Origin of the sequence: Burkholderia sp. Bp8984, from assembly GCF_003853755.1 — a bacterium.
Classification (GTDB): domain Bacteria; phylum Pseudomonadota; class Gammaproteobacteria; order Burkholderiales; family Burkholderiaceae; genus Burkholderia.
Genome location: NZ_QTQN01000046.1, coordinates 1 through 19,473 on the forward strand (window position 1 = coordinate 1; position 19,473 = coordinate 19,473).

At 61.7% G+C, this 19,473-nt stretch carries 16 protein-coding genes and 2 pseudogenes; 13 read left to right on the plus strand and 5 right to left on the minus strand.

Going from position 1 to position 19,473, the window contains the following annotated elements:
• Nucleotides 1-353: 353 nt before the first annotated feature.
• Nucleotides 354-1,298 carry a LysR substrate-binding domain-containing protein gene (locus DID98_RS31820; protein WP_124571997.1) on the minus strand — a complete coding sequence of 315 codons (945 nt, stop codon included), beginning with the start codon at nucleotides 1,296-1,298 and terminating at the stop codon, nucleotides 354-356.
• Nucleotides 1,299-1,459: 161 nt separating this feature from the next.
• On the opposite strand from DID98_RS31820, the gene DID98_RS31825 reads away from it, so the two are divergent.
• The 6 genes and pseudogenes from DID98_RS31825 to DID98_RS31850 all read left to right on the plus strand — a co-directional run.
• The gene (locus DID98_RS31825; protein ID WP_124571998.1) at nucleotides 1,460-2,401 is read left to right on the plus strand and encodes a hydroxymethylglutaryl-CoA lyase; all 942 of its coding nucleotides are present in this window, start codon (nucleotides 1,460-1,462) and stop codon (nucleotides 2,399-2,401) included.
• Between the two features lie 8 nt (nucleotides 2,402-2,409).
• Entirely contained in the window at nucleotides 2,410-3,561 is a 1,152-nt protein-coding gene (locus DID98_RS31830; protein WP_124571999.1) for a CaiB/BaiF CoA-transferase family protein, read from the plus strand.
• The gene (locus DID98_RS31835; RefSeq protein ID WP_124572000.1) at nucleotides 3,558-4,082 is read left to right on the plus strand and encodes a gamma carbonic anhydrase family protein; all 525 of its coding nucleotides are present in this window, start codon (nucleotides 3,558-3,560) and stop codon (nucleotides 4,080-4,082) included. Before DID98_RS31830 ends, DID98_RS31835 begins: the two co-directional genes overlap by 4 nt.
• A 13-nt stretch (nucleotides 4,083-4,095) precedes the next feature.
• Nucleotides 4,096-5,172: a 4-hydroxyphenylpyruvate dioxygenase gene (gene hppD, locus DID98_RS31840; RefSeq protein ID WP_124572001.1), complete on the plus strand. Its 1,077-nt coding sequence runs from the start codon at nucleotides 4,096-4,098 to the stop codon at nucleotides 5,170-5,172.
• A gap of 84 nt (nucleotides 5,173-5,256) precedes the next feature.
• Nucleotides 5,257-6,699 (plus strand): MFS transporter, encoded by a 1,443-nt coding sequence (locus DID98_RS31845; protein WP_124572002.1) that lies wholly within the window; start codon nucleotides 5,257-5,259, stop codon nucleotides 6,697-6,699.
• A 56-nt stretch (nucleotides 6,700-6,755) separates the two neighbouring features.
• Nucleotides 6,756-7,371 (plus strand): annotated as a pseudogene (locus tag DID98_RS31850) (porin); the annotation flags it as partial.
• Nucleotides 7,372-7,640: 269 nt separating this feature from the next.
• Here DID98_RS31850 and DID98_RS31855 read toward each other — a convergent pair.
• The gene (locus tag DID98_RS31855; RefSeq protein WP_124572004.1) at nucleotides 7,641-8,258 is read right to left on the minus strand and encodes an FMN-dependent NADH-azoreductase; all 618 of its coding nucleotides are present in this window, start codon (nucleotides 8,256-8,258) and stop codon (nucleotides 7,641-7,643) included.
• 109 nt (nucleotides 8,259-8,367) lie between these two features.
• Here DID98_RS31855 and DID98_RS31860 point away from each other — a divergent pair, with 109 nt between their 5' ends.
• The gene (locus DID98_RS31860; protein ID WP_124572005.1) at nucleotides 8,368-8,802 is read left to right on the plus strand and encodes a helix-turn-helix domain-containing protein; all 435 of its coding nucleotides are present in this window, start codon (nucleotides 8,368-8,370) and stop codon (nucleotides 8,800-8,802) included.
• Nucleotides 8,803-9,156: 354 nt separating this feature from the next.
• Here DID98_RS31860 and DID98_RS36675 read toward each other — a convergent pair whose 3' ends face one another.
• On the minus strand, nucleotides 9,157-9,543 hold the full coding sequence (locus DID98_RS36675; RefSeq protein WP_124572017.1) for a serine hydrolase: 387 nt from the start codon (nucleotides 9,541-9,543) through the stop codon (nucleotides 9,157-9,159).
• 62 nt (nucleotides 9,544-9,605) lie between these two features.
• Between DID98_RS36675 and tnpC the strand changes: the two are divergent.
• A pseudogene (tnpC, locus tag DID98_RS31870) lies at nucleotides 9,606-11,074 on the plus strand (IS66 family transposase); the annotation flags it as partial.
• Between the two features lie 19 nt (nucleotides 11,075-11,093).
• Here the strand turns inward: tnpC and DID98_RS31875 are convergent.
• Together DID98_RS31875 and DID98_RS31890 are read right to left on the minus strand one after the other, a co-directional pair.
• Complete coding sequence (locus DID98_RS31875) at nucleotides 11,094-12,005, minus strand: dienelactone hydrolase family protein (protein WP_260428127.1); 912 nt, start codon at nucleotides 12,003-12,005, stop codon at nucleotides 11,094-11,096.
• Nucleotides 12,006-13,142: 1,137 nt separating this feature from the next.
• On the minus strand, nucleotides 13,143-13,379 hold the full coding sequence (locus DID98_RS31890; RefSeq protein WP_124572007.1) for a hypothetical protein: 237 nt from the start codon (nucleotides 13,377-13,379) through the stop codon (nucleotides 13,143-13,145).
• 161 nt (nucleotides 13,380-13,540) lie between these two features.
• Between DID98_RS31890 and dapA the strand changes: the two genes are divergently transcribed.
• The 5 genes from dapA (at nucleotide 13,541) to DID98_RS31915 (ending at nucleotide 19,458) form a co-directional block, all read left to right on the plus strand.
• Complete coding sequence (gene dapA, locus DID98_RS31895) at nucleotides 13,541-14,437, plus strand: 4-hydroxy-tetrahydrodipicolinate synthase (protein ID WP_124572008.1); 897 nt, start codon at nucleotides 13,541-13,543, stop codon at nucleotides 14,435-14,437.
• A 13-nt stretch (nucleotides 14,438-14,450) separates the two neighbouring features.
• Nucleotides 14,451-15,617, plus strand: coding sequence for an iron-containing alcohol dehydrogenase (locus DID98_RS31900; protein ID WP_124572009.1), 1,167 nt, complete (start codon nucleotides 14,451-14,453; stop codon nucleotides 15,615-15,617).
• Nucleotides 15,614-16,891 (plus strand): four-carbon acid sugar kinase family protein, encoded by a 1,278-nt coding sequence (locus DID98_RS31905; RefSeq protein WP_124572010.1) that lies wholly within the window; start codon nucleotides 15,614-15,616, stop codon nucleotides 16,889-16,891. Before DID98_RS31900 ends, DID98_RS31905 begins: the two co-directional genes overlap by 4 nt.
• Before the next feature lie 11 nt (nucleotides 16,892-16,902).
• Nucleotides 16,903-17,928 carry a 4-hydroxythreonine-4-phosphate dehydrogenase PdxA gene (gene pdxA / locus DID98_RS31910; protein ID WP_124572011.1) on the plus strand — a complete coding sequence of 342 codons (1,026 nt, stop codon included), beginning with the start codon at nucleotides 16,903-16,905 and terminating at the stop codon, nucleotides 17,926-17,928.
• A gap of 111 nt (nucleotides 17,929-18,039) precedes the next feature.
• Complete coding sequence (locus tag DID98_RS31915; RefSeq protein WP_124572012.1) at nucleotides 18,040-19,458, plus strand: sodium:solute symporter family protein; 1,419 nt, start codon at nucleotides 18,040-18,042, stop codon at nucleotides 19,456-19,458.
• The last annotated feature ends 15 nt before the right edge of the window (nucleotides 19,459-19,473 follow it).

A 19,473-nucleotide genomic window follows, 5' to 3' on the forward strand; every position in this document is an offset into this window, starting at 1 on the left:
GCTCAGGACCTTTGTTGACTTTCTGGGCGAGTTTCTGCGCAGACCGATGGGCATTGCATGACGCCGGTCGATAAACGCTCGTTGGACAGGTTTCAAGTGCGTTGCGAGCGCCAGAATTCGGCGGTGAAGGAGAAATTTGGGCTTCGCGCTAAGGCCAGCTTTGAATGGCCCTTAGCGGCCGAACCCGGACCTGCGAGGAAGGTCGCGACGCATCGTGGGAGCCCGCGGACACCGCTGGCAGATGCCGACCCGTTTCTGCCGGTGGCAACATGACCGACCTGTCTCTTAGCGGGCTGGATCCGCCATTTAAACTACTTTGGCCCAACGGCCTTCGCATGCGAGGGCTTCCCGAATCAACGTTCAAACGGGCGACGGTGCTTTACCTCCGGCGCTTTGTCGACGCTAGCGCGACCCGTCAAATGCTCAACCATGCGCTGGGCAGCCGGCTGAAGCATTTCGAAGCTTTTGAAACAGACAATGAAGCGACGCTGCGCCCAAACATCGGTAAGTGGGATGATCCTAACGCCCAACTGAGGCCCATATGCTGTCGAAACCTCCACCGGCACGACGCTGATGCCTAACCCTGAAGCCACCACGCGAAACGCAGCATCGAAACTCGAGACGATCACGCGGAAGGCGATTGTATGGCCTGCTTGCGCTGCAGCACGTTGAAGCATCTTCTGCACTGCCGTCGCAGGAGGCAACCCAACATGGTCGTAGCCGAGCGTCTGGTGGAATGCAACGGTCGAGAGCTCCGCGAGAGGATGACCCAAAGGAACGGCCAATGCGAGGCGGTCTTGTCGATAAGCGCGATGCTCCAGGCCTTGTAGGTCAACGTTGTCCCAGCACACCCCGACCGATGCAGCGCCTTCGCGCAACTGCCGAATGAGGTCCTGTGACAGCCGCTCCTCGATGTCCACCATGATGTTCTTGTTGCTCGGCTCGCGCATGAAGGCCGCAATGTCGTCCAATAGCCTTTCCGCGATCGCCGATGCGGACGCACACACGCTGACCCTGCCCTTCAAGCCTTCGCCGAACGACGCAATGTCGCTTGCTATTCGGTCGATCGTGAAAAGCACGCTGCGCGCATGCTCCAACAAGGCCATTCCGGCTTGCGTCGGCTCGACACCGCGCCTCGAGCGCGCGAGGATCGGTACGCCAAGGTCAGCCTCCAGTTGAGCAATGCGCTTGCTTATCGCGGACGGCTCGATGTGTGCCTCCTCAGCCGCGCGCGCAATATTGCGCTGATCACAGACAGCAACGAAAAGCCGCAGCGTCTTCAAATCGAGTTCCCGCACTGCCGTCCCCCTATGCACTGGTGCTGGGCGATGCGTTGTGGTGTTCCGATTGGGAACGTTGGAGCTTCCAAAACGTCGCTTTACGAATACTGCGGAATCTCTAAAGTGTTGTCAAACGCTGGCGACTTGCAAGACCGGCATCGACAAACGGAGACATCAACGTGCCCTCATTCCCTTCTAACGTCGCGATTCGCGAAGTTGGCCTGCGCGACGGCCTCCAAAGCATCAAGACCGTTCTGCCGACCGAGCGCAAGCTCGAATGGATCGGAGACGCGTACGCCGCGGGGCAGCGCGAAATAGAGGTCGGTTCGTTCGTGCCGGCGCGCCTTCTTCCGCAACTTGCCGACACCGCTGACCTCGTCGCTTACGCGAAGACACTGCCCGGTGTCCTTGTGTCGGTGCTGGTTCCGAACCTCAAAGGCGCCGAACGCGCGATCGAAACGCAGGCCGACTTGATGCTCGTACCGCTCTCCGCGAGCCGCGAACACAGCCTTGCGAACTTGCGCAAGGAACCAGAAGACGTTGTTGCAGAAGTCGCGCGTATGCGAGCAGCACGTGACGCAGCCGGCTCAAAGACGCTGATTGAAGGCGGTATTGGCACGGCTTTCGGCTGCACGATCCAGGGCCAAGTCGAACAGCAAGACGTACTGCGTTACATGCAGGCGCTACTCGATGCGGGCGCGGACCGCGTCAGTATCGCCGACACGGTCGGCTATGCTGGTCCCGCCGCTGTCCGGGATCTGTTCGAGAAGGCGCGCAAGATCGCAGGCGAGCGCCTCTGGTGCGGCCACTTTCACGACACGCGCGGCCTCGCGCTAGCCAACGTCTATGCCGCGCTCGAAACCGGCGTTGCTCGCTTCGACGCGACGCTCGCTGGCATCGGCGGCTGCCCGCATGCGCCCGGTGCAAGCGGCAATGCCTCCAGCGAAGACCTGGCTTTCATGCTCGCAGATATGGGCATCGAAACGGGCATCGACATTCCGGCCTTGCTGACGCTGCGCGCAAAGGTCGCGCAGTGGTTGGAAGGCGAAACGCTTCACGGCGCACTGTGGCTCGCCGGGCTGCCCAAAACCTTCGCCGCTCCCGCCGCGCTTAACGCCTAAGGTCGATCATGAGTAACGACACCAGACTTCCTCTCGATGGGATTCGCGTCATCGAGTTCACGCACATGGTCATGGGACCAACGTGCGGCATGATCCTCGCCGATCTCGGCGCTGAGGTGATCAAGATCGAGCCGCCCGGCGGCGACAAAACTCGCAAGCTGCCCGGCCTCGGCATCGGCTTCTTCCGCTCATTCAATCGCAACAAGAAGAGCGTCGTGCTCGACATCAACACGCCCGAGGGTAAGGATGCCGCGGTCGAACTCATCGGCACCTGTGACGTGATGCTCGAGAACTTCCGCCCCGGCCTGATGACGAAGCTCGGGCTCGACTACGAGACGCTGTGCAAAAGCTATCCGCATCTCATCTACGTTTCCCACAAGGGCTTCCTGCCCGGACCGTATGAGAAGCGCCTCGCGCTCGACGAGGTCGTGCAGATGATGGGCGGCCTTTCTTACATGACCGGCCCGGTCGGGCGCCCGCTGCGCGCGGGGACGTCGGTAAACGACATCATGGGCGGCATGTTCGGTGCAATCGGCGTGCTGGCCGCCCTGCGCGAACGGGACAACACCGGCCGCGGGCAGGAAGTTCAGAGCGCACTGTTCGAGAATTGCGTGTTTCTGAGCGCCCAGCATATGCAGCAATACGCGATGACCCGCGAAGCGCCGCCGCCCATGCCAGCACGCGTGTCCGCCTGGAGCGTCTACGACGTATTCACGCTTGACCAGGGCGAACAGCTGTTCATTGGCGCGGTCAGCGACAAACAGTTCATCACGCTATGCGATGTGCTCGAACGCCCCGACCTGGCGGCCGAACCCAAGTTTGCGAACAACGCGCTGCGCGTTGCCGTGCGGCCGGAACTGCTCGAGCGACTTGGTGAAATCTTGAAGAGCCATCGCGCCGATGAACTCTCGCCGAAACTCGAAGCGGCAGGCATCCCATACGCGCCCATCGTTCGCCCCGAGCAACTGCTGGACGACCCACATCTCAAGGCGAGTGGCGGGCTCGCGCCAATGCAAACAGAAGACGGCGGCATGACCGATGTGGTCCTTTTGCCGATCACGATGGGCGGCCGCCGTCCGGGCGTGCGGCGGGCGCTGGCACGCGTCGGCGAGCATACGCAGGAAGTGCTGTCGCGCCTGAAGAGCAAGGTGAGCGCATGAGTCTTTTCTCCATCAGCGGTGCGAAGCCGCAAGTCGCCGCGTCGGCGTGGGTCGCGCCGCAGGCCGTCGTTGTCGGTCAAGCAACACTGGCCGAGTGCGCAAGCGTCTGGTTCAACGCAGTTGTTCGCGCGGACAACGAGCCAATAACGATTGGCGAAGGCAGCAACGTACAGGAATGCGCTGTCCTTCACACCGATCCTGGCTACCCGATGCAGATCGCCGCGAACGTCACCATCGGCCATCAAGCAATGCTGCACGGCTGCACGGTCGGCGAAGGCTCACTCATCGGCGTGCAGGCCGTGGTGCTCAACGGTGCGGTCATTGGCAAGCATTGTCTCGTCGGTGCCGGCGCCGTAGTGACCGAAGGAAAGGCATTTCCCGACCGGTCACTAATCATTGGCGCACCGGCGAGAGCGATGCGGGAGCTGACCGACGAGCAGGTGCAAAGCCTACTTGATAACGCGAAGGACTACGCGCGGCGCGCAGAATCTTACCGGCGCGACCTCGACCAAATTGCCTAAAGGAGCAGCGAAAGTGGCAGATGTTTTTGAAAACCCAATGGGCCTAAGAGGCTTCGAGTTTGTTGAATTCGCTTCGCCGACGCCGAATTTGATTGAGCCGATCTTCGAGAAGATGGGTTTCACACTGGTCGCGCGTCATCGGTCGAAGGACGTGGTGCTGTACCGCCAGGGCGACATCAACTTTATCGTGAACCGCGAGCCCAAGAGTCCCGCCTCTTACTTCGCAGCGGAGCACGGTCCTTCAGCGTGCGGCCTTGCATTCCGCGTCAAGGACGCACACGCTGCGTACGCCCGCGCACTCGAACTCGGCGCACAGCCGATCGACATTCCCACAGGACCGATGGAACTGCGGTTGCCCGCTATCAAGGGCATCGGTGGCGCGCCGCTCTATCTCATCGACCGCTACGAAGACGGTGAGTCGATTTACGACATCGACTTCAAGTTTGTCGAAGGCGACGACAGACATCCCGCTGGCTTCGGTCTCAAACTCGTCGACCATCTTACACACAACGTCTATCGCGGCCGTATGTCTTTCTGGGCCGGATTCTACGAGAGACTCTTCAATTTCCGGGAGATTCGCTACTTCGATATTTCCGGCGAATATACGGGTCTGACTTCGAAAGCCATGACGGCACCGGATGGCAAGATCCGCATCCCGTTGAACGAGGAATCATCCAAGGGCGCGGGACAGATCGAAGAGTTCCTGATGAAGTTCAATGGCGAAGGCATCCAGCACGTCGCGCTTCTGACGGACAACCTGATCGACACGATCGACCAACTGGCGATGGCAGGCATACCGTTGATGAGCCGACCGAGCGAAACATACTACGAGATGCTCGACGAGCGTTTGCCCGGGCACGGTCAGCCAGTCGCCGAACTACAGACTCGCGGCATTCTTCTCGACGGAAACACCGCTGGCGATCGTCCTCGTTTACTGCTTCAGATCTTCTCCGACACCTTGCTCGGGCCGGTGTTTTTCGAGTTTATTCAACGCGAAGGCGACGACGGATTCGGCGAAGGCAATTTCAAGGCGCTGTTCCAGTCGATCGAGCGCGACCAGGTTCGCCGCGGTGTGATCGCACAATCGTAAATCGGCGCACGCCGAGCGCAGGATAAGCGACAGGCACCGCAAAAAGAGTGCCGTCGTACCAGACGAAGTCATCAGGAGACGAACATGCAACCAACCGTTACTGCGGATTCGAACCCACTCGCCTCGCCGACCATTTCGGTCGGCGTTACACCCGGCGCAGAGATCTCCGCGCGTATGGATCGACTGCCCTCTGCACGCCATTTGTGGGTGCTCGTGGCGCTGATCTCGCTCGGCGGCTTCTTCGAGATCTACGATCTTATTTTCACGGGCTATATCGCGCCGGGAATGGCGAAGAGCGGGCTCCTTCAAACCACGACGCACGCCTTCTTCGGCTTGACGGGCATGGCCGGCTTTATCGCCGCCACGTTCGCGGGCCTCTTCGTTGGCACGTTTGCCCTGGGATGGATGCCGGACCGATATGGCCGCCGAGCCGTCTTCACAGTGTCCCTTCTGTGGTACTCGATCGGCTCGGGCATCATGGCGCTGCAGACGACGCCCGAAGGCGTCATCCTTTGGCGTTTTATCACGGGCATCGGTGTTGGCGTCGAAATTATCACCATCGACAGCTATGTGACGGAGCTGGTGCCACAGCACATGCGCGGCCGTGCGATGGCATTCAACCAGATGGTCATGTTCGCAGCGGCGCCAGTCGCGGCAATCCTCTCGTACTGGCTTGTACCGGAGATGGTATTCGGTATTGACGGCTGGCGCATCGTCGTTCTCGCGGGCTCCGCAGGCGCCGTCGTTGTGTGGTTCATTCGTCGGTCGGTCCCGGAGTCGCCGCGATGGCTCGCGACGCATGGCAAGGTAAGCGCAGCCGGCCAGATCGTCGAGAAGATAGAGGCTATCGTCCAGCGTCAATCTGGACAGCCGCTCCCGGCGCCGCTTCCAGTAATCGAACAACCTGCGCACCGGCGTGCATCATTTGCTGAACTTCTACAGGCGCCGTATCGCTCACGCCTCGTTCTGCTGATCACCTTCAACTTCTGCCAGTCCATCGGCTACTACGGCTTCGCGAACTGGGTGCCGACTCTGCTCATAGGACAGGGCGTCACGGTGACGAAGAGCCTGCTGTACTCGTTTGTGATCGCTTTTGCACTGCCAATCGGGCCATTGTTCGCGATGTTCTTCGCCGACAAGGTGCAGCGTAAATATCTGATCGTCGGAGGCGCGCTCGCTGTCATCGTATGCGGTCTCGCGTTTGCTCAGATGAAGTCGGCAGCATCGCTCATTGTCCTTGGCGTTTTGATCAGTCTTGCTGGCCAATTGATTTCTGTCTGCTACCATGCTTATCAAGCCGAGCTGTTTCCGACGGCAGTGCGATGCCGCGCCAATGGCATCGTCTACTCGGCGAGCCGCGTGGGGGCCATGATGTCAGGCTTCCTCATCGCATATCTGCTGCGCAATTTCGGCGTCGCGGGCGTCTTCACCGGCATCACAGCGACGATGCTGGTGGTCGCGATTGCAATCGGGGTCTTTGGTCCTAGAACAAACGGATTGCGACTGGAGGAAATCAACCAACACTGACCTCACACCCCGCTTCAGCCTGACCTACCTATAAAACGCAAGCACGAGCGGCCGCGTTGACGGCCACGAGTGGTACCGCGCTAGCACAGAGCTCAGTGACGCTGTATGGCATCGTAGATAACGGCATCGAGTATGTCAGCAATGTACGGGTTGCCCGCGGAGTGGGCAAGTCGCTCTATCAATTGGACGCGGTCAGCGGTCTTCAGGGATCGCGCTGGGGACTGCGCGGTGCCGAGGATCTCGGCGGCGGCATAAAGGCCATCTTCGTTCTCGAGAATGGTTTCGATGCGAATACCGGTAAGCTCGGCCAGGGTGGCTCCGAGTTCGGCCGCCAGGCGTACGTCGGGTTGTCGAGCGGTTATGGCACGGCTACGCTCGGACGCCAGTACGATAGCGTCGTGGATTTCGTGGGTCCGCTCGGAGTTTCCGATCAATGGGCGAGCCATCGCGGCGCGCATCCTGGCGACCTGGACAACCTCAACAACTCGGTTCGCACCAACAATGCGGTGAAATACGTGAGCGCGAACTATGGCGGCTTCGCATTTGGGGGGCTCTACAGCTTCGGCGGCCAGGCCGGTCAATTCTCGCGCAATCAAGTCTATTCGGTCGGTGTGGGCTATACGCAAGGGTCCGTGGTGCTCGGTGCGGCTTATCTCAACGTGCGCAATCCGAATGCGTCTTTCTTCGGTGACCATCCGAATGGTGGCGGTGCCGCGGTGAACAACATTCCGGCAGCCGTAGACAAAAGCAAAGTTGTCACCGTTTGCGAAGTAAAAATGTCACATCGCGGGTCGCCATCGACTGGGAAACGGAAAACTGTCGCAAATTCATGGGCTTAAGTGTCGCGCAATAAACTCGTCACCGGTCCCGGCGTCGCGAAGACGGGCGTCAACTCGCCCGGTCGCACCGAACAGCGCGATTGTTTTTTCCCGGCCATGAGGTCACACAGCCTTCGCCAACAAGGCTTTGATGGCCGTTTCGGTGTTGGCGATTGCGGCATGCGCCGCATCGGGGCCGAAAACCGTGCCTTCGACGCGCACTACTTCGACGTCGGTCAGGCCAATGAAACCGAGCAGGTGCAGCAAATAATTGGTCTGAAAGTCGAACGGTGCCCAAGCACCTTCCGAGAACACGCCACCGGTAGCGGTAACGAGATAGACCTTCTTGCCGGCCAGCAGCCCCTTCGGCCCAGTATCGCCGTAGCCGAAGGTGACGCCCGGCCAAGTGACGTGATCGAACCAAGCCTTGAGCTGCGAGGGCAGACCGAAGTTGATCATGCCCGAACCGAGCACGATCACATCGGCGACCTTCAACTCATCGACCAATTCTTGCGCGACCTTCACCGCCTCAACCTGTTCCGGTGTGCGATCTTCGGGTGCCGTGATCCGGCCCTGAATGTAGGCTGGCGTGATGTGCGGCGGCGGATTTGCGGCAAGGTCGCGCACGGTCAGCGGACCGCCCGTGCGGGCTTGGATGCCATCGGCGATTTCGGTGGCAAAGCGAGTGGAAAGGCTGTCAGCCCCGCGCGGGCTGGAAGTGACAAGTAGGGTTTGGCTCATGGCGGCTCAAAGGTATAAAAAGAGAACTTAGTAAGGTATTGACTCTTACTTACCAATTTATACAAAGGATGGTATGGTTCCTGCCGCTTCCCCACAAGAAGGCACACGCATGTCACTTAGTCACCCCGAGCTACCTGCCGATATGCCTGCACCTGACGCTGGCGGCTGCTTGGCAACTCGTGAAATCCTGGATCGCATCGGCGACAAGTGGAGCCTCTACATTGTCGCTATGCTGGCCAATGGCCCGCGGCGCTTCAACGAATTGAAGCGCGGCATCGACGGCATTTCCCAGCGGATGCTGACACTCACCTTGCGCGGACTGGAACGCGACGGACTGATAACGCGGACGATGTATCCAACGATTCCTCCTCGCGTCGATTACGAACTCACTGACATGGGAAGAACGCTGTTGAAGCCTGTCATGGCGTTGGTCAACTGGGCGAGCGCGAATCAAGTCGCCATTGCCGAGGCGCATAAACGTTTTGACGAGGCGCCGGAGCCAGATCAGGTGTCGACTCAGGGCGTTGTCTACCAGCGTCGATAACGGGTCCAGACCGTAGGCTTGTGCCAATACAGCGGCGAAATCCAAATGCCGGCTCCCGTTGGACCTGTTCCAACACGGATTTTTCGTGGGCTGAGAAGGCGCTGCATTTTCCGATCTATCCAACCGTGAGTCGGCCAACCAATCGGAAAATTCGCATAGCCTGACTTGGGTGTCCGCTCCCTGAGCCAGCCGGGACGCCTCAACGTCTCGCCGTTGACGCAAACCAATGACGCTTCCTGGCGGTGGATTCAACCGGCCGCCGCCCAGCGCACACGACCGGCGCAGATCGACGCTAAACGGGCGATCAAACCTCCCGTCAACGGTCATACGAACGAACCGACCGGGATCTATATGCTACGTCGACGATGCCGTGCCGCACTGTTTGAGCAAACTGTTCCAAAGCGCAAGTAGCTCAGCTTCCCCAGGCGCTCCGACGCCCTGCGTGCGAACTGCGGTATGTACGAGGACAAGATCAGATTTGGGATCAACGAAGATGCGTTGTCCGTGGATGCCTTCCAATGCGAACGCTCCGCGCGGCCCTGGTAGCAGCCACACCTGGTATCCGTAACCACCCGGATGACTCCCCTTACCCAGCGCGAGAAAAGTTCCAGGAGTGGCCGGTTTTGTGGCATCCAGTACCCACTGACGCGGGATAATCTGACGGCCATTGAACGCACCGCCATGCGCGAGCAGTAACCCGAACCGGGCATAATCTCTCAGCGTTGAATTAAGACTGTTGATGTCCGCATCCCCGGTGGGTTAAGACTCGGTGGAAATCAACACAGGAGGCATTACGCGGCGCCCTGCGGCTCGTAACAGCGGAACGCGATCTTGCCGAGGAGCGACTCCGGGCCTACCGTCATGAGTTATTCGGCGCAAAGAGCGAGGCACGAGATTCAGATCAACCCAGCCTGTTCAATGAAGCCGAGGTGCTCGGCGCGAGCAGCACGCCTGCTCAGGAAGATACTCCAGAATCGACGTTCGCTGCACATACGCGCAAGAAGCGGGGCCATCGCAAGCCACTTGATCCCAACCTGCCGCGCGACGTTGGCGCGACGTTGTGCGGCACGAACTGCTTGAAGCCGAACGCTTCTGCATGAACGATGGTCACGCGCTCGTCGAGCTCGGCGTGGAGATCAGCGAGCAGCTCGACGTGAATCCGGAGCGGCTTCGCGTGATCCAGCACCAGCGCGTCAAATATGCATGTCCGTGCTGCGATCTCGGCATCAAGGTGACGCCGACGCCGTCTCGCATCATTCCTCGCGGGCTGTTGAGCGAATCGGCGCTTGCATGGATCGCCACCGGCAAGTATCAGTTCGGAATGCCGTTGTATCGCCAAGCCGGTCTGCTACGTCGCTTCGGCGGCGACATCTCGTCGACCACGATTGCTGCGAGCATGGTCCGTGTGGGTCTCGAGACGCAGCCGGTGATCAACCTGATGCGTGATTCGCTGTTCGATGCGGATCTGGTCTACTGCGACGAGACAACATTCCGGGTCCTGAAGGAGAAGGGGCGCAAACCCCAGACGAAGAGTTACCTCTGGTCGCAGATGACAGATTCGGGACATCCGATCCGCTGCTTCACATACACGCCCGGACGCGGCGCGCAGTTGGCCGATAAACTGTTCATGGGCATCCGCAAGGGCGCGGTCCTGATGACCGATGGCTATGAACCCTATAACGGCATCGCCGAGCGATATCAGCTCGTGCATCTTGGATGCTGGGTTCACTGTCGGCGCTACTTCGTCAAGGCAGAAGAAAATGTGCCCAAGGCTGCGCGTTCGCGCGATCTGCTGGCCACGCGGTTCATCAAGCTGATCGGAAAGTTGTTCGCGGCCGAGGCACGCACTGAGAAATGGGAAGCCAACCAGCGACAGCGATTGCGACGGCGCTACAGTGCACGTGTGCTCGACGCCATTTACGATCTGATGCTCGAACAATCACCAGGCGTCGTGCCCAACAGCCTGCTCGGGAAGGCCCTGACCTACCTGCGCAAGCAGTGGCCGAAGCTGATCCTTTATGTCGAGAACGGAGACTGGCCCATATCGAACAATGCCTGTGAGAATTCGATCCGTCCGTTTGTGATCGGGCGCTGCGGCTGGCTATTCGCGGACAGTGTCGAAGGCGCGGCTGCGAGCGCCAATCTTTACTCTCTCGTCGAAACCTGCAAAGCCTGTCGAATCGATCCGTACCGCTATCTCACCTTGCTGTTCCAGCGATTGCCTCTAGCAAAGAACGTCGACGACTACACCACGTTGCTTCCCTGGAGCATGTCAACTCAGTCTGGACGACTTATAGATTTGCGCGTAGGAAGTCCACGACCTCATGGTCGATCTGGCGATGAATCTCCACACGATCGATCCCGAGCGCATCCTGACAGATCAGTGCCGCACTGGCGGCGACCGAGGCCGGACAAGGATCAATGAAAACGAAGTGGTTGCCTGGCACGATGTGGACTGCGGGCGGTGTGGGCAAGCCTGACACAACTCCAAGAGCGTTTCTCGCAGAACCAAGATAGCTGTCGTCCCGCGGTCGATAGAGCATCGTCGGTACGCGCACGGCGGACAAGCCAGATGCCTCAAACATCATCGCCAGCGGATCCATCAGCACCAAGGTCTTCAGGCGGCGATCAACGGGCGGTTGCCAAGCTATCAGGTCAGCGGGTACGGCCGCTTTGCCTTGGGTGCCGTGCGCACCATTGCTGGTTGCTGGACGCGGACACGATCCCGGATCATCGTGATCTGCGCAGTACGCACCGGCATACGCAAAATCGGGTTTCGCTCCGGCCAGAATCAGCGCAGTGTAGCCACCGGCTGAGTATCCGATCATGCCAATTCGGCCAACATCGGCGCTCGCGGAAAACCGTGGATCCGCGAGGACTGCATTGAGCGCGGCCTCTGCCTGCCGGGGGCGATCAATCAGAATCTGGGCTTGGGACGGCGCTCGGGGATAGCCTGAAGCGTCCCCAACGTGCGTCGGCAAGACGACGATAAATCCGGCGCGAGCCAGAGTTGTGGCCAATTCACGGTGGCTGAGGGGACCGCCGCCTCGTCCATGTGAAATCAATACAACCGGGAAGCGGCCATCTGGTACTGGAGAAGCATCGCGCGTCGCCTCAACAGTGAACGGGCCCGCTTGCCACGGAACTTCACGCTCACGCGTAGGGTAAAAGATCACCGTGTTGAAAGGGGCAGCTTCGTTCACCCCCGTGAGCCAGATTACCCCTGCGTTAAAAGCAGCCGGATCAGCCAGCGCGGAACACGTACATACGATCGCCAGTACGAGAGGCACTATCCAACGCATGTCACTACTCCTGGTCAGCCAGAATGAGAGGCGAAGGATATCAGAGCGTTCTTACACGTTTGATGACCGAGGGGCGTCGTTTATCGATCGCTTACGATCAGTTGCAGGATACGCAAGGTGGCGCTGATTCAGGAGCCATTCGTGCTCGGCCTCGTCGATGACGCATTCGAAGGCGGCGTCCAGTCTGCCCCGGTCGCCCTACCCGGTTGCCTTGGCTCTAATGTGCTGGCGACCGGAGCTGCGAGGAAACGTCGACGCAGGCGATATACGGTGGTGCAATGAACGCCTAATAGCTGTGCTGCTCGCTCAGCCTGCTGTCAGAAAAGCACGCCGTTGTCAAGCGGCCGAAGCACGGACGCAATCTTCGCTGCTCGAGCGGTCCGCTCTTCGATCTAATCCATATGGATTCCTATTAATCCACGCGACACGTACGTTAGCGATAACGAAGAACACGTGGAACGTGCTAGCAACGTTAGTGAACATTGGCCAAGTTTCTGTTGCAGAAACGCAACGGCCAAGCAGCCGCCGGAAAGCTTCAAAAAGTCCCTGTTCGCCGAGGCTTCTTTGAGAATTTCCGCTGGCAACGTTTCTGAGCGCGGCTAGCGCTAATAATGAACGCCTACACCATCACATACGAATGCCAGGCGGTGAACCGTTGCTGGTAGTGACTTTCCTTTGCGCGACAAGGAAAGATCGAATCAAGAACCTTAGCTCAGCGTCCGTCGACGGTGGCAGCAGGCGAGAGTCGGGGTTACACCCGAGCGTCTTCTGCGCGTCGGCCGGCGCTGCTTTGAGCAACCCACGATGCGGAGCGTGATGGTAGCGTCTCCCAATCTCAACCGCGAGCCATCGCTCGACCTCTCGAGGCGTCAACAACACGCCGTCTTTTCGAACTACCCCCTTTGCGGCCCTCTATGGGATGACCCAGTCGCTCCCGGCAGGCCTCGGACGCGCTCCATCAAAGTGCGGTTCAAGCGCTCAATGTGCCCGCCAAAATGCGGCCGCCCGACTGAACGATACATGGGGTCGATGTCGTATTCACGACACCCGCTGCGAAGTGCCCCGCTTTTCCAAGCACTTCAACATCCGCCGCTGGCCGCCCTGCTGGCCCACCATCGAGCCACTGCCCAGCACGGGTGGACCAGCGCTGAACCGGCAGCGCGTCTCAATGACAGAAATGACTGATTTGGTCATATCAGGGTTTTCATTGATCGATCTGATCACAAAATAGGCTAAAATGAACATATCGATCAATTTATTGATTGGAACGAGCAAGTCAATTCACCGATATCGGCCGGGATTTCTGTGCGTCCGGATAGCGTCGGAGGACATATCCAGCGGCGCAATCCTGACCGCCGGTGCGCAGCGTCCGCTGATGTCGACACACCCCATGGAGATGGCGATTCCGCCGCCGTCCCAGCCGCGATGGAGCAAGCATGTCAATTTCGTTCAAGGGAATCGTTCCCGCGCTGATCACGCCGATGACGGCGGACGAGAACGTCGATGAAGACGGCCTGCGTGCGCTGGTCGAGCGGCTAATCGAGGCCGGCGTGCACGGACTGTTCGTGCTCGGCACCAATGGCGAATTCATCGCGCTGAATGAAGAAGAGAAGCTGCGCATCGCGCGGATCGCGGTCAGCCAGGCGCGTTCGCGCGTCCCGGTCATCGCGGGCACCGGCGCGTATGCAACGCGTGACGTGATCGACCAGAACCGCAAGATGGCCGACGCCGGCGTCGACGCGGTGTCGGTCATCACGCCGTATTTCAATGGCGCGACGCAGCCGGAGCTCTACGCGCACTACAAGAAGATCGCCGGCGCGACGCCGCTGCCGGCCATCCTGTACACGATTCCCGCGAAAGCCGGCATCACGCTGACCGTCGATACGGTGCGCCGTCTTGCCGAGATTCCGAACATCCGCGGCATCAAGGACAGCGGCGGCGACTTCGACCGTTTGCTGCAACTGATCAACCTGCGGCGCGACGACTTCGCGGTGTTCACCGGCACCGACTCGATGATCCTGTGGACGCTGATCGCCGGCGGCGACGGCGCGGTCGCCGCGACGACCAACGCCGTCCCGGATGTCGTGATGTCGATCTGGAACAAGTTCCACGCGGGCGATATCGCCGGCGCGCGCGCCGCGCAGGAATCGCTGCGCGCGCTGCGCGACGCGTTCGCACTGGGCACGATGCCCGTCGTGCTGAAAACCGCCGCGCAGATGCTCGGGATGCCGGCCGGCCCCGCGCGCTCGCCCGCGCAGCCGCTCGACGACCACGCCCGCGAGCGCCTCGCGCAAGCACTCTCCGTCTACCGCGACGCCGCGCGCGGTCACTGAAACAGGTCCCAGCATGACGACTCACCACTTCCAGACAGTCAAGCACATCGTTCACGGCGCCGGCAGCCTCGCGACGCTGCCCGACAAGCTGGCACTGCTCGATACGCCGGTCAAGCGTATCGCGCTGATCACGCAACCGTCGATGGAAGCGCTCGGCATCGTCGATCGCGTGATCGAATCGCTCAACGCGAAGGACGTCGACGTGCGCATCATTCGCGGCGTCGAGCCGGAGCCGACCATCGGCAACGTCGAGACGGTGTTCAACGAACAGATCGAGCCGTTCGCGCCGCAGGCGATCCTGTCGATCGGCGGCGGTAGCGTGCTCGATGCGGCGAAACTGTTCGCAGTCCGTCTGACCAACGACGAGCCGCTGCGGAACTGGCTCGGCATCGACCTGATCAAGCGCCCCGGCGTGCCGATGATCCTGGTGCCGACGACGGCCGGTACCGGCTCCGAGGTTACGCCGAACGCGATCGTGACGCTGCCGGACGAATCGCTGAAAGTCGGGATCGTCAGCCGTCACCTGCTGCCGCAAATCGTCATTCTCGATGCGGAGCTGACGCTCGGCCTGCCGAAGCCGATCACGGCCGCGACTGGCATGGATGCGTTCGTGCACGCGCTCGAATCGTACATCTCGACGAAGGCGAACCCGATCAGCGACATGTACGCGATGGAGTCGATGCGGCTGATCGGCGCGCACATCGTCGAAGCCTATGAAAACGGCCGGTCGCTGAAGGCGCGCGAAGCGATGATGCTCGGCTCGATGTACGGCGGCCTCGCGCTCACCGCGGCCGGCACCGCGGCCGTGCACGCGCTCGCATACCCGCTCGGCGGGATGTTCAACGTCACGCACGGCGTCGCGAACGCGATGCTGCTGCCGCACGTGATGGCGTTCAATCTCGATGCGATCGAAGGCCGGCTGTCGAACGTCGCGCGCGCACTCGATCTCGCGTCGCAAGCCGACGCCGATGCCGACGCGGCCCGCAAGCTTATCGACAAGATGGAGGAATGGACCGCGGCCGTCGACATTTCGCAGGACCTGCGCAAGTTCGGCGTGTCCGAAGCGCATCTCGATGCGCTCGCGATCGCCGCGTCGAAGGTCAAGCGCCTGCTCGGCAACAACCCGAAGGCGCTGACGCTCGACGACATGAAGTCCATCTACCGCCGCCTGCTGCCGTGAACACGCCCGCACAGCCCGCGACGCGGCTCCTGATCGTCGCCGACGACCTGTCGGGCGCGGCCGACTGCGCGGTCGCCGGGTTGCGTCACGGCCTGACGGCAATGGTCGTGCTCGACGCCGCGCATACGGCCACGCCGCCGCAGGGCGTCGACATCCTGTCGATCGACGTGGACTCGCGCCGCGCGCCGAAGGACGCGGCCGCCCGGCGCACCGTGGATGCCGTCGCGTCGCTGTCGGGCACCGGCACGCGCGTCTACAAGAAGGTGGACTCGACGCTGCGCGGCAACTTCGCGGCGGAAGTCGCCGCGCTGGCCTCTCGCGTCGGCATGGCGATCGTGTGCCCGGCCTACCCGGCTTCCGGACGCACGACCATGGACGGACGCCAATGGGTGCGCGGCGTGCCGGTGGAAGCAAGCGAATACTGGCGCAACGACCACATCTCGGGCGAGGCCGACCTCGTTGCCTTGCTGTCGGCCGAGCATCTGCGTGTCGGATACGCGGCGATCAGCACGGTGCGCGGCAATGCAGATGCACTCGCCGCGCAGCTGCGCGAGCTGCAATCCGAACGCGTGCAAGCGGTCGTGTGCGACGCGGAATGCGACGACGATCTGCAACGCATCGCGCGCTCATCCGCGACGCTCGACGACGTGTTCTGGGTCGGTTCGGCCGGCCTGGCGCCCGCCGTCATCGACGCACTGGACCTGCCGCGCAGCGTCAGCGGCCCGGCGACCCGCGCTCCGCATCCGCAAGGCCCCGTGCTGACGGTGGTGGGCAGCATGTCGAGCGTCTCCCATGCGCAGCTGGACTGTCTCAAGGCACATGCCGGCACGCATCTCGTTGCACTCGACGTCGCCGTCTCCGCGCTGGACGACCCGCAAAGCGACGTCACGGCCGTGGTCGGCGACGCGCTGCGTCGCGGCCGGCATGTCGTCGTGTCGCTGAGCCCGACGCAGCGCGGCGACGTGAACGACGGACTGCGGTTCTGCACGCGTCTTGCCGCGCTGCTCGCGCCCGTCGTGTGCCACGCCGGCGGCATCATCGCGACCGGTGGCGAAACGGCGCGCGCGCTGCTCACCGCGGCCGGCGCGAGCGCGCTGCCCGTCGTCGACGAAATCGAGGACGGCATGCCGCTGCTCGAATGCCGATTGCACGGGAACACACTGCCCGTCGTGACCAAGGCCGGCGGTTTCGGCCGCCCCGATTCGATCTATCACGCCTGGCGCCGGCTTGCGAACGCAGGCAAACCGGCCGATACGGCTCAAACCAATCTGTGAAGGGAATTGCCATGGACAACCGTCCCATCATCGGCATCACCATGGGCGACGCGGCCGGCGTCGGACCGGAAATCATCATGAAGAGCCTCGCCCATGCATCCGTGTACGAGCAGTGCCGCCCCGTGGTCGTCGGCGACGCTGCGCGCCTGCGCGATGCCGGCCGCCGGGCCGGTGTCGATCTCGAGGTGCGCGCGATCGACCGGCCGTCCGAAGGCGCGTTCCGCGTGGGCGTCGTCGATTGCATCGACCTCGCGCTGATTCCCGCCGACCTGCCCTATGGAAAGCTGTCGGCGATCGCCGGAGACGCCGCGTATCGATATATCGCGCGCACCGTCGAGCTGACGTCGAACGGCGAGCTCGACGCGATCTGCACCGCGCCGCTGAACAAGGAAGCGCTGCATGCCGGCGGCCATATCTTCCCCGGCCACACCGAAATGCTCGCGCATCTGACCGGCATCGACGAAGTGTCGATGATGCTCGTCGCGCCCAATCTTCGCGTGATCCACGTGACGACGCACATCGGCCTGCTCGACGCGATCCGCAAGATCGAGCCGGGCCTCGTGCAACGCACGATCGAACGCGCCCACGACACGCTGGTGCGCGCCGGTATCGCGAATCCGCGCATCGGCGTCTGCGGGATCAACCCGCATGCCGGCGAGAACGGCCTGTTCGGCTACGGCGAGGAGGAAGAGAAGATCGTGCCGGCGGTCGAAGTGCTTCAGGCGCGCGGCTGGGACGTCGAAGGCCCGCTGCCGGCCGATACGCTGTTCTTCCGCGCGGGCCGCGGCGATTTCGACGTGGTCGTCGCGATGTATCACGACCAGGGACACGGACCCGTGAAGGTGATGGGCCTCGAAGCCGGCGTGAACGTGACGGTCGGCCTGCCCGTGATCCGCACGTCCGTCGATCACGGCACCGCATTCGACATCGCCGGCAAGGGCATCGCCGACGAACGCAGCCTGCTGGAAGCGTTCCGCCAGGCCGTGGATCTCGCGACGCAACGCAACGAGCCGTCGCCGGTCGCCAGCGCCGCGTAAGCGGCCCCGTACGCAACGACACGCAGCATCGGCGGGCGATACCGGCAGGTACATGCCGGATCACTCGACGCACCGAACCTACATCAACCGAAGGTAACGTGGAGACAAGCGATGGCCACCTTCAGTTATTGGGACACGGCTACCATCATTGGGATAGTTGTCGTCTACATTGTGATAACCAGCCTGATCAGCATTCGCCTGCGCAGCCGCAATTCCGAGCAGTTCATGGTGGCCGGGCGTTCGATGCCCGCCCTGGTGGTCGCGATCCTGCTGATGTCGGAATTCATCGGCGCGAAATCGACCGTCGGCACGTCGCAGGAAGCATTCTCGGCCGGCATCGCCGCATCGTGGTCGGTGCTCGCGGCCGCCATCGGCTTTCTCCTCTTCGGCCTTTTCATGGCCAAGCGCCTGTATGCATCCGGTGAATTCACCATCTCCGGATTCATCGCGCAGCGATACGGGCACGGCGCGAAGCTCGCCGTCTCCGCGATCATGATCTACGCACTGTTCGTCGTGAACGTCGGCAACTACGTGAGCGGTGCGGCGGCGATCTCGACGATCATGCGCATCGACCTGCCGACGGCCGCCGTCATCACCGCGATCGTCAGCACCATCTATTTCGTGTGGGGCGGCCTCAAGAGCGTCGCATACCTGACGGTCGTGCACAGCGCCGCGAAGCTGCTCGGCATCGCCATCCTGGTCGGCGTGGCATGGAAGCTGTCGGGCGGGATTGCGCCGATGGCTCGGAGCCTGCCCGCGCACTACTTCACGTGGACGGGCGCGTTGTCGGGCGGCACGATCGGGGCATGGATCATCGGCACCGCCGGCGCAATCTTCTCGACGCAGTTCATCATCCAGGCGATCTCGGCCACCCGCAGCCCCGAGGGTGCGCGCGCGTCGTCGCTTATCGCCGCGTTCCTGTGCGTGCCGATCGCGCTCGCACTCGGCTTCATCGGCGTCGCGGCCAAGTACCTGTATCCCGGCGTCAAGAGCCTGTACGCGCTGCCGGTGTTCCTGCAGCACATGAATCCGATCCTGGCCGGCATCGTCACGACGTCGCTCGTTGCGTCGATCTTCGTCAGCGTGTGCACCGTCGCGCTCGCGATCGCGTCGCTGATCGTCAAGGACTTCTATGTACCGCGTTTCAATCCGACGCCCGACGTCGAACTGAGGATGACGCGCTGGATCTCGCTGATCGTCGGCTTCCTGCCGCTGATCTTCGTGCTGTTCGTTCCGCAGATCCTCGCGCTGTCGTTCTTCAGCCGCGCGCTGCGGCTGTCCGTGTCGGTCGTCGCGCTGATCGGCATCTACCTGCCGTTCTTCAGCGGCAAGCGCGGCGCCGTGTCGGCGCTGATCGTCGCGACGCTCGCGACGACGTTGTGGTATCTGCTCGGCAACCCGTTCGGCATCGACAACATGTACATCGCGCTCGTGACGCCGGCCGTCGTGCTGGTGATCGGCAAGCTGCTGTTTCATGGCGACGGCGCGAACCTTCGCGACAAGCCGCTCACGCATCGCGAATCGCACTGACGCCGCCTACCCAGA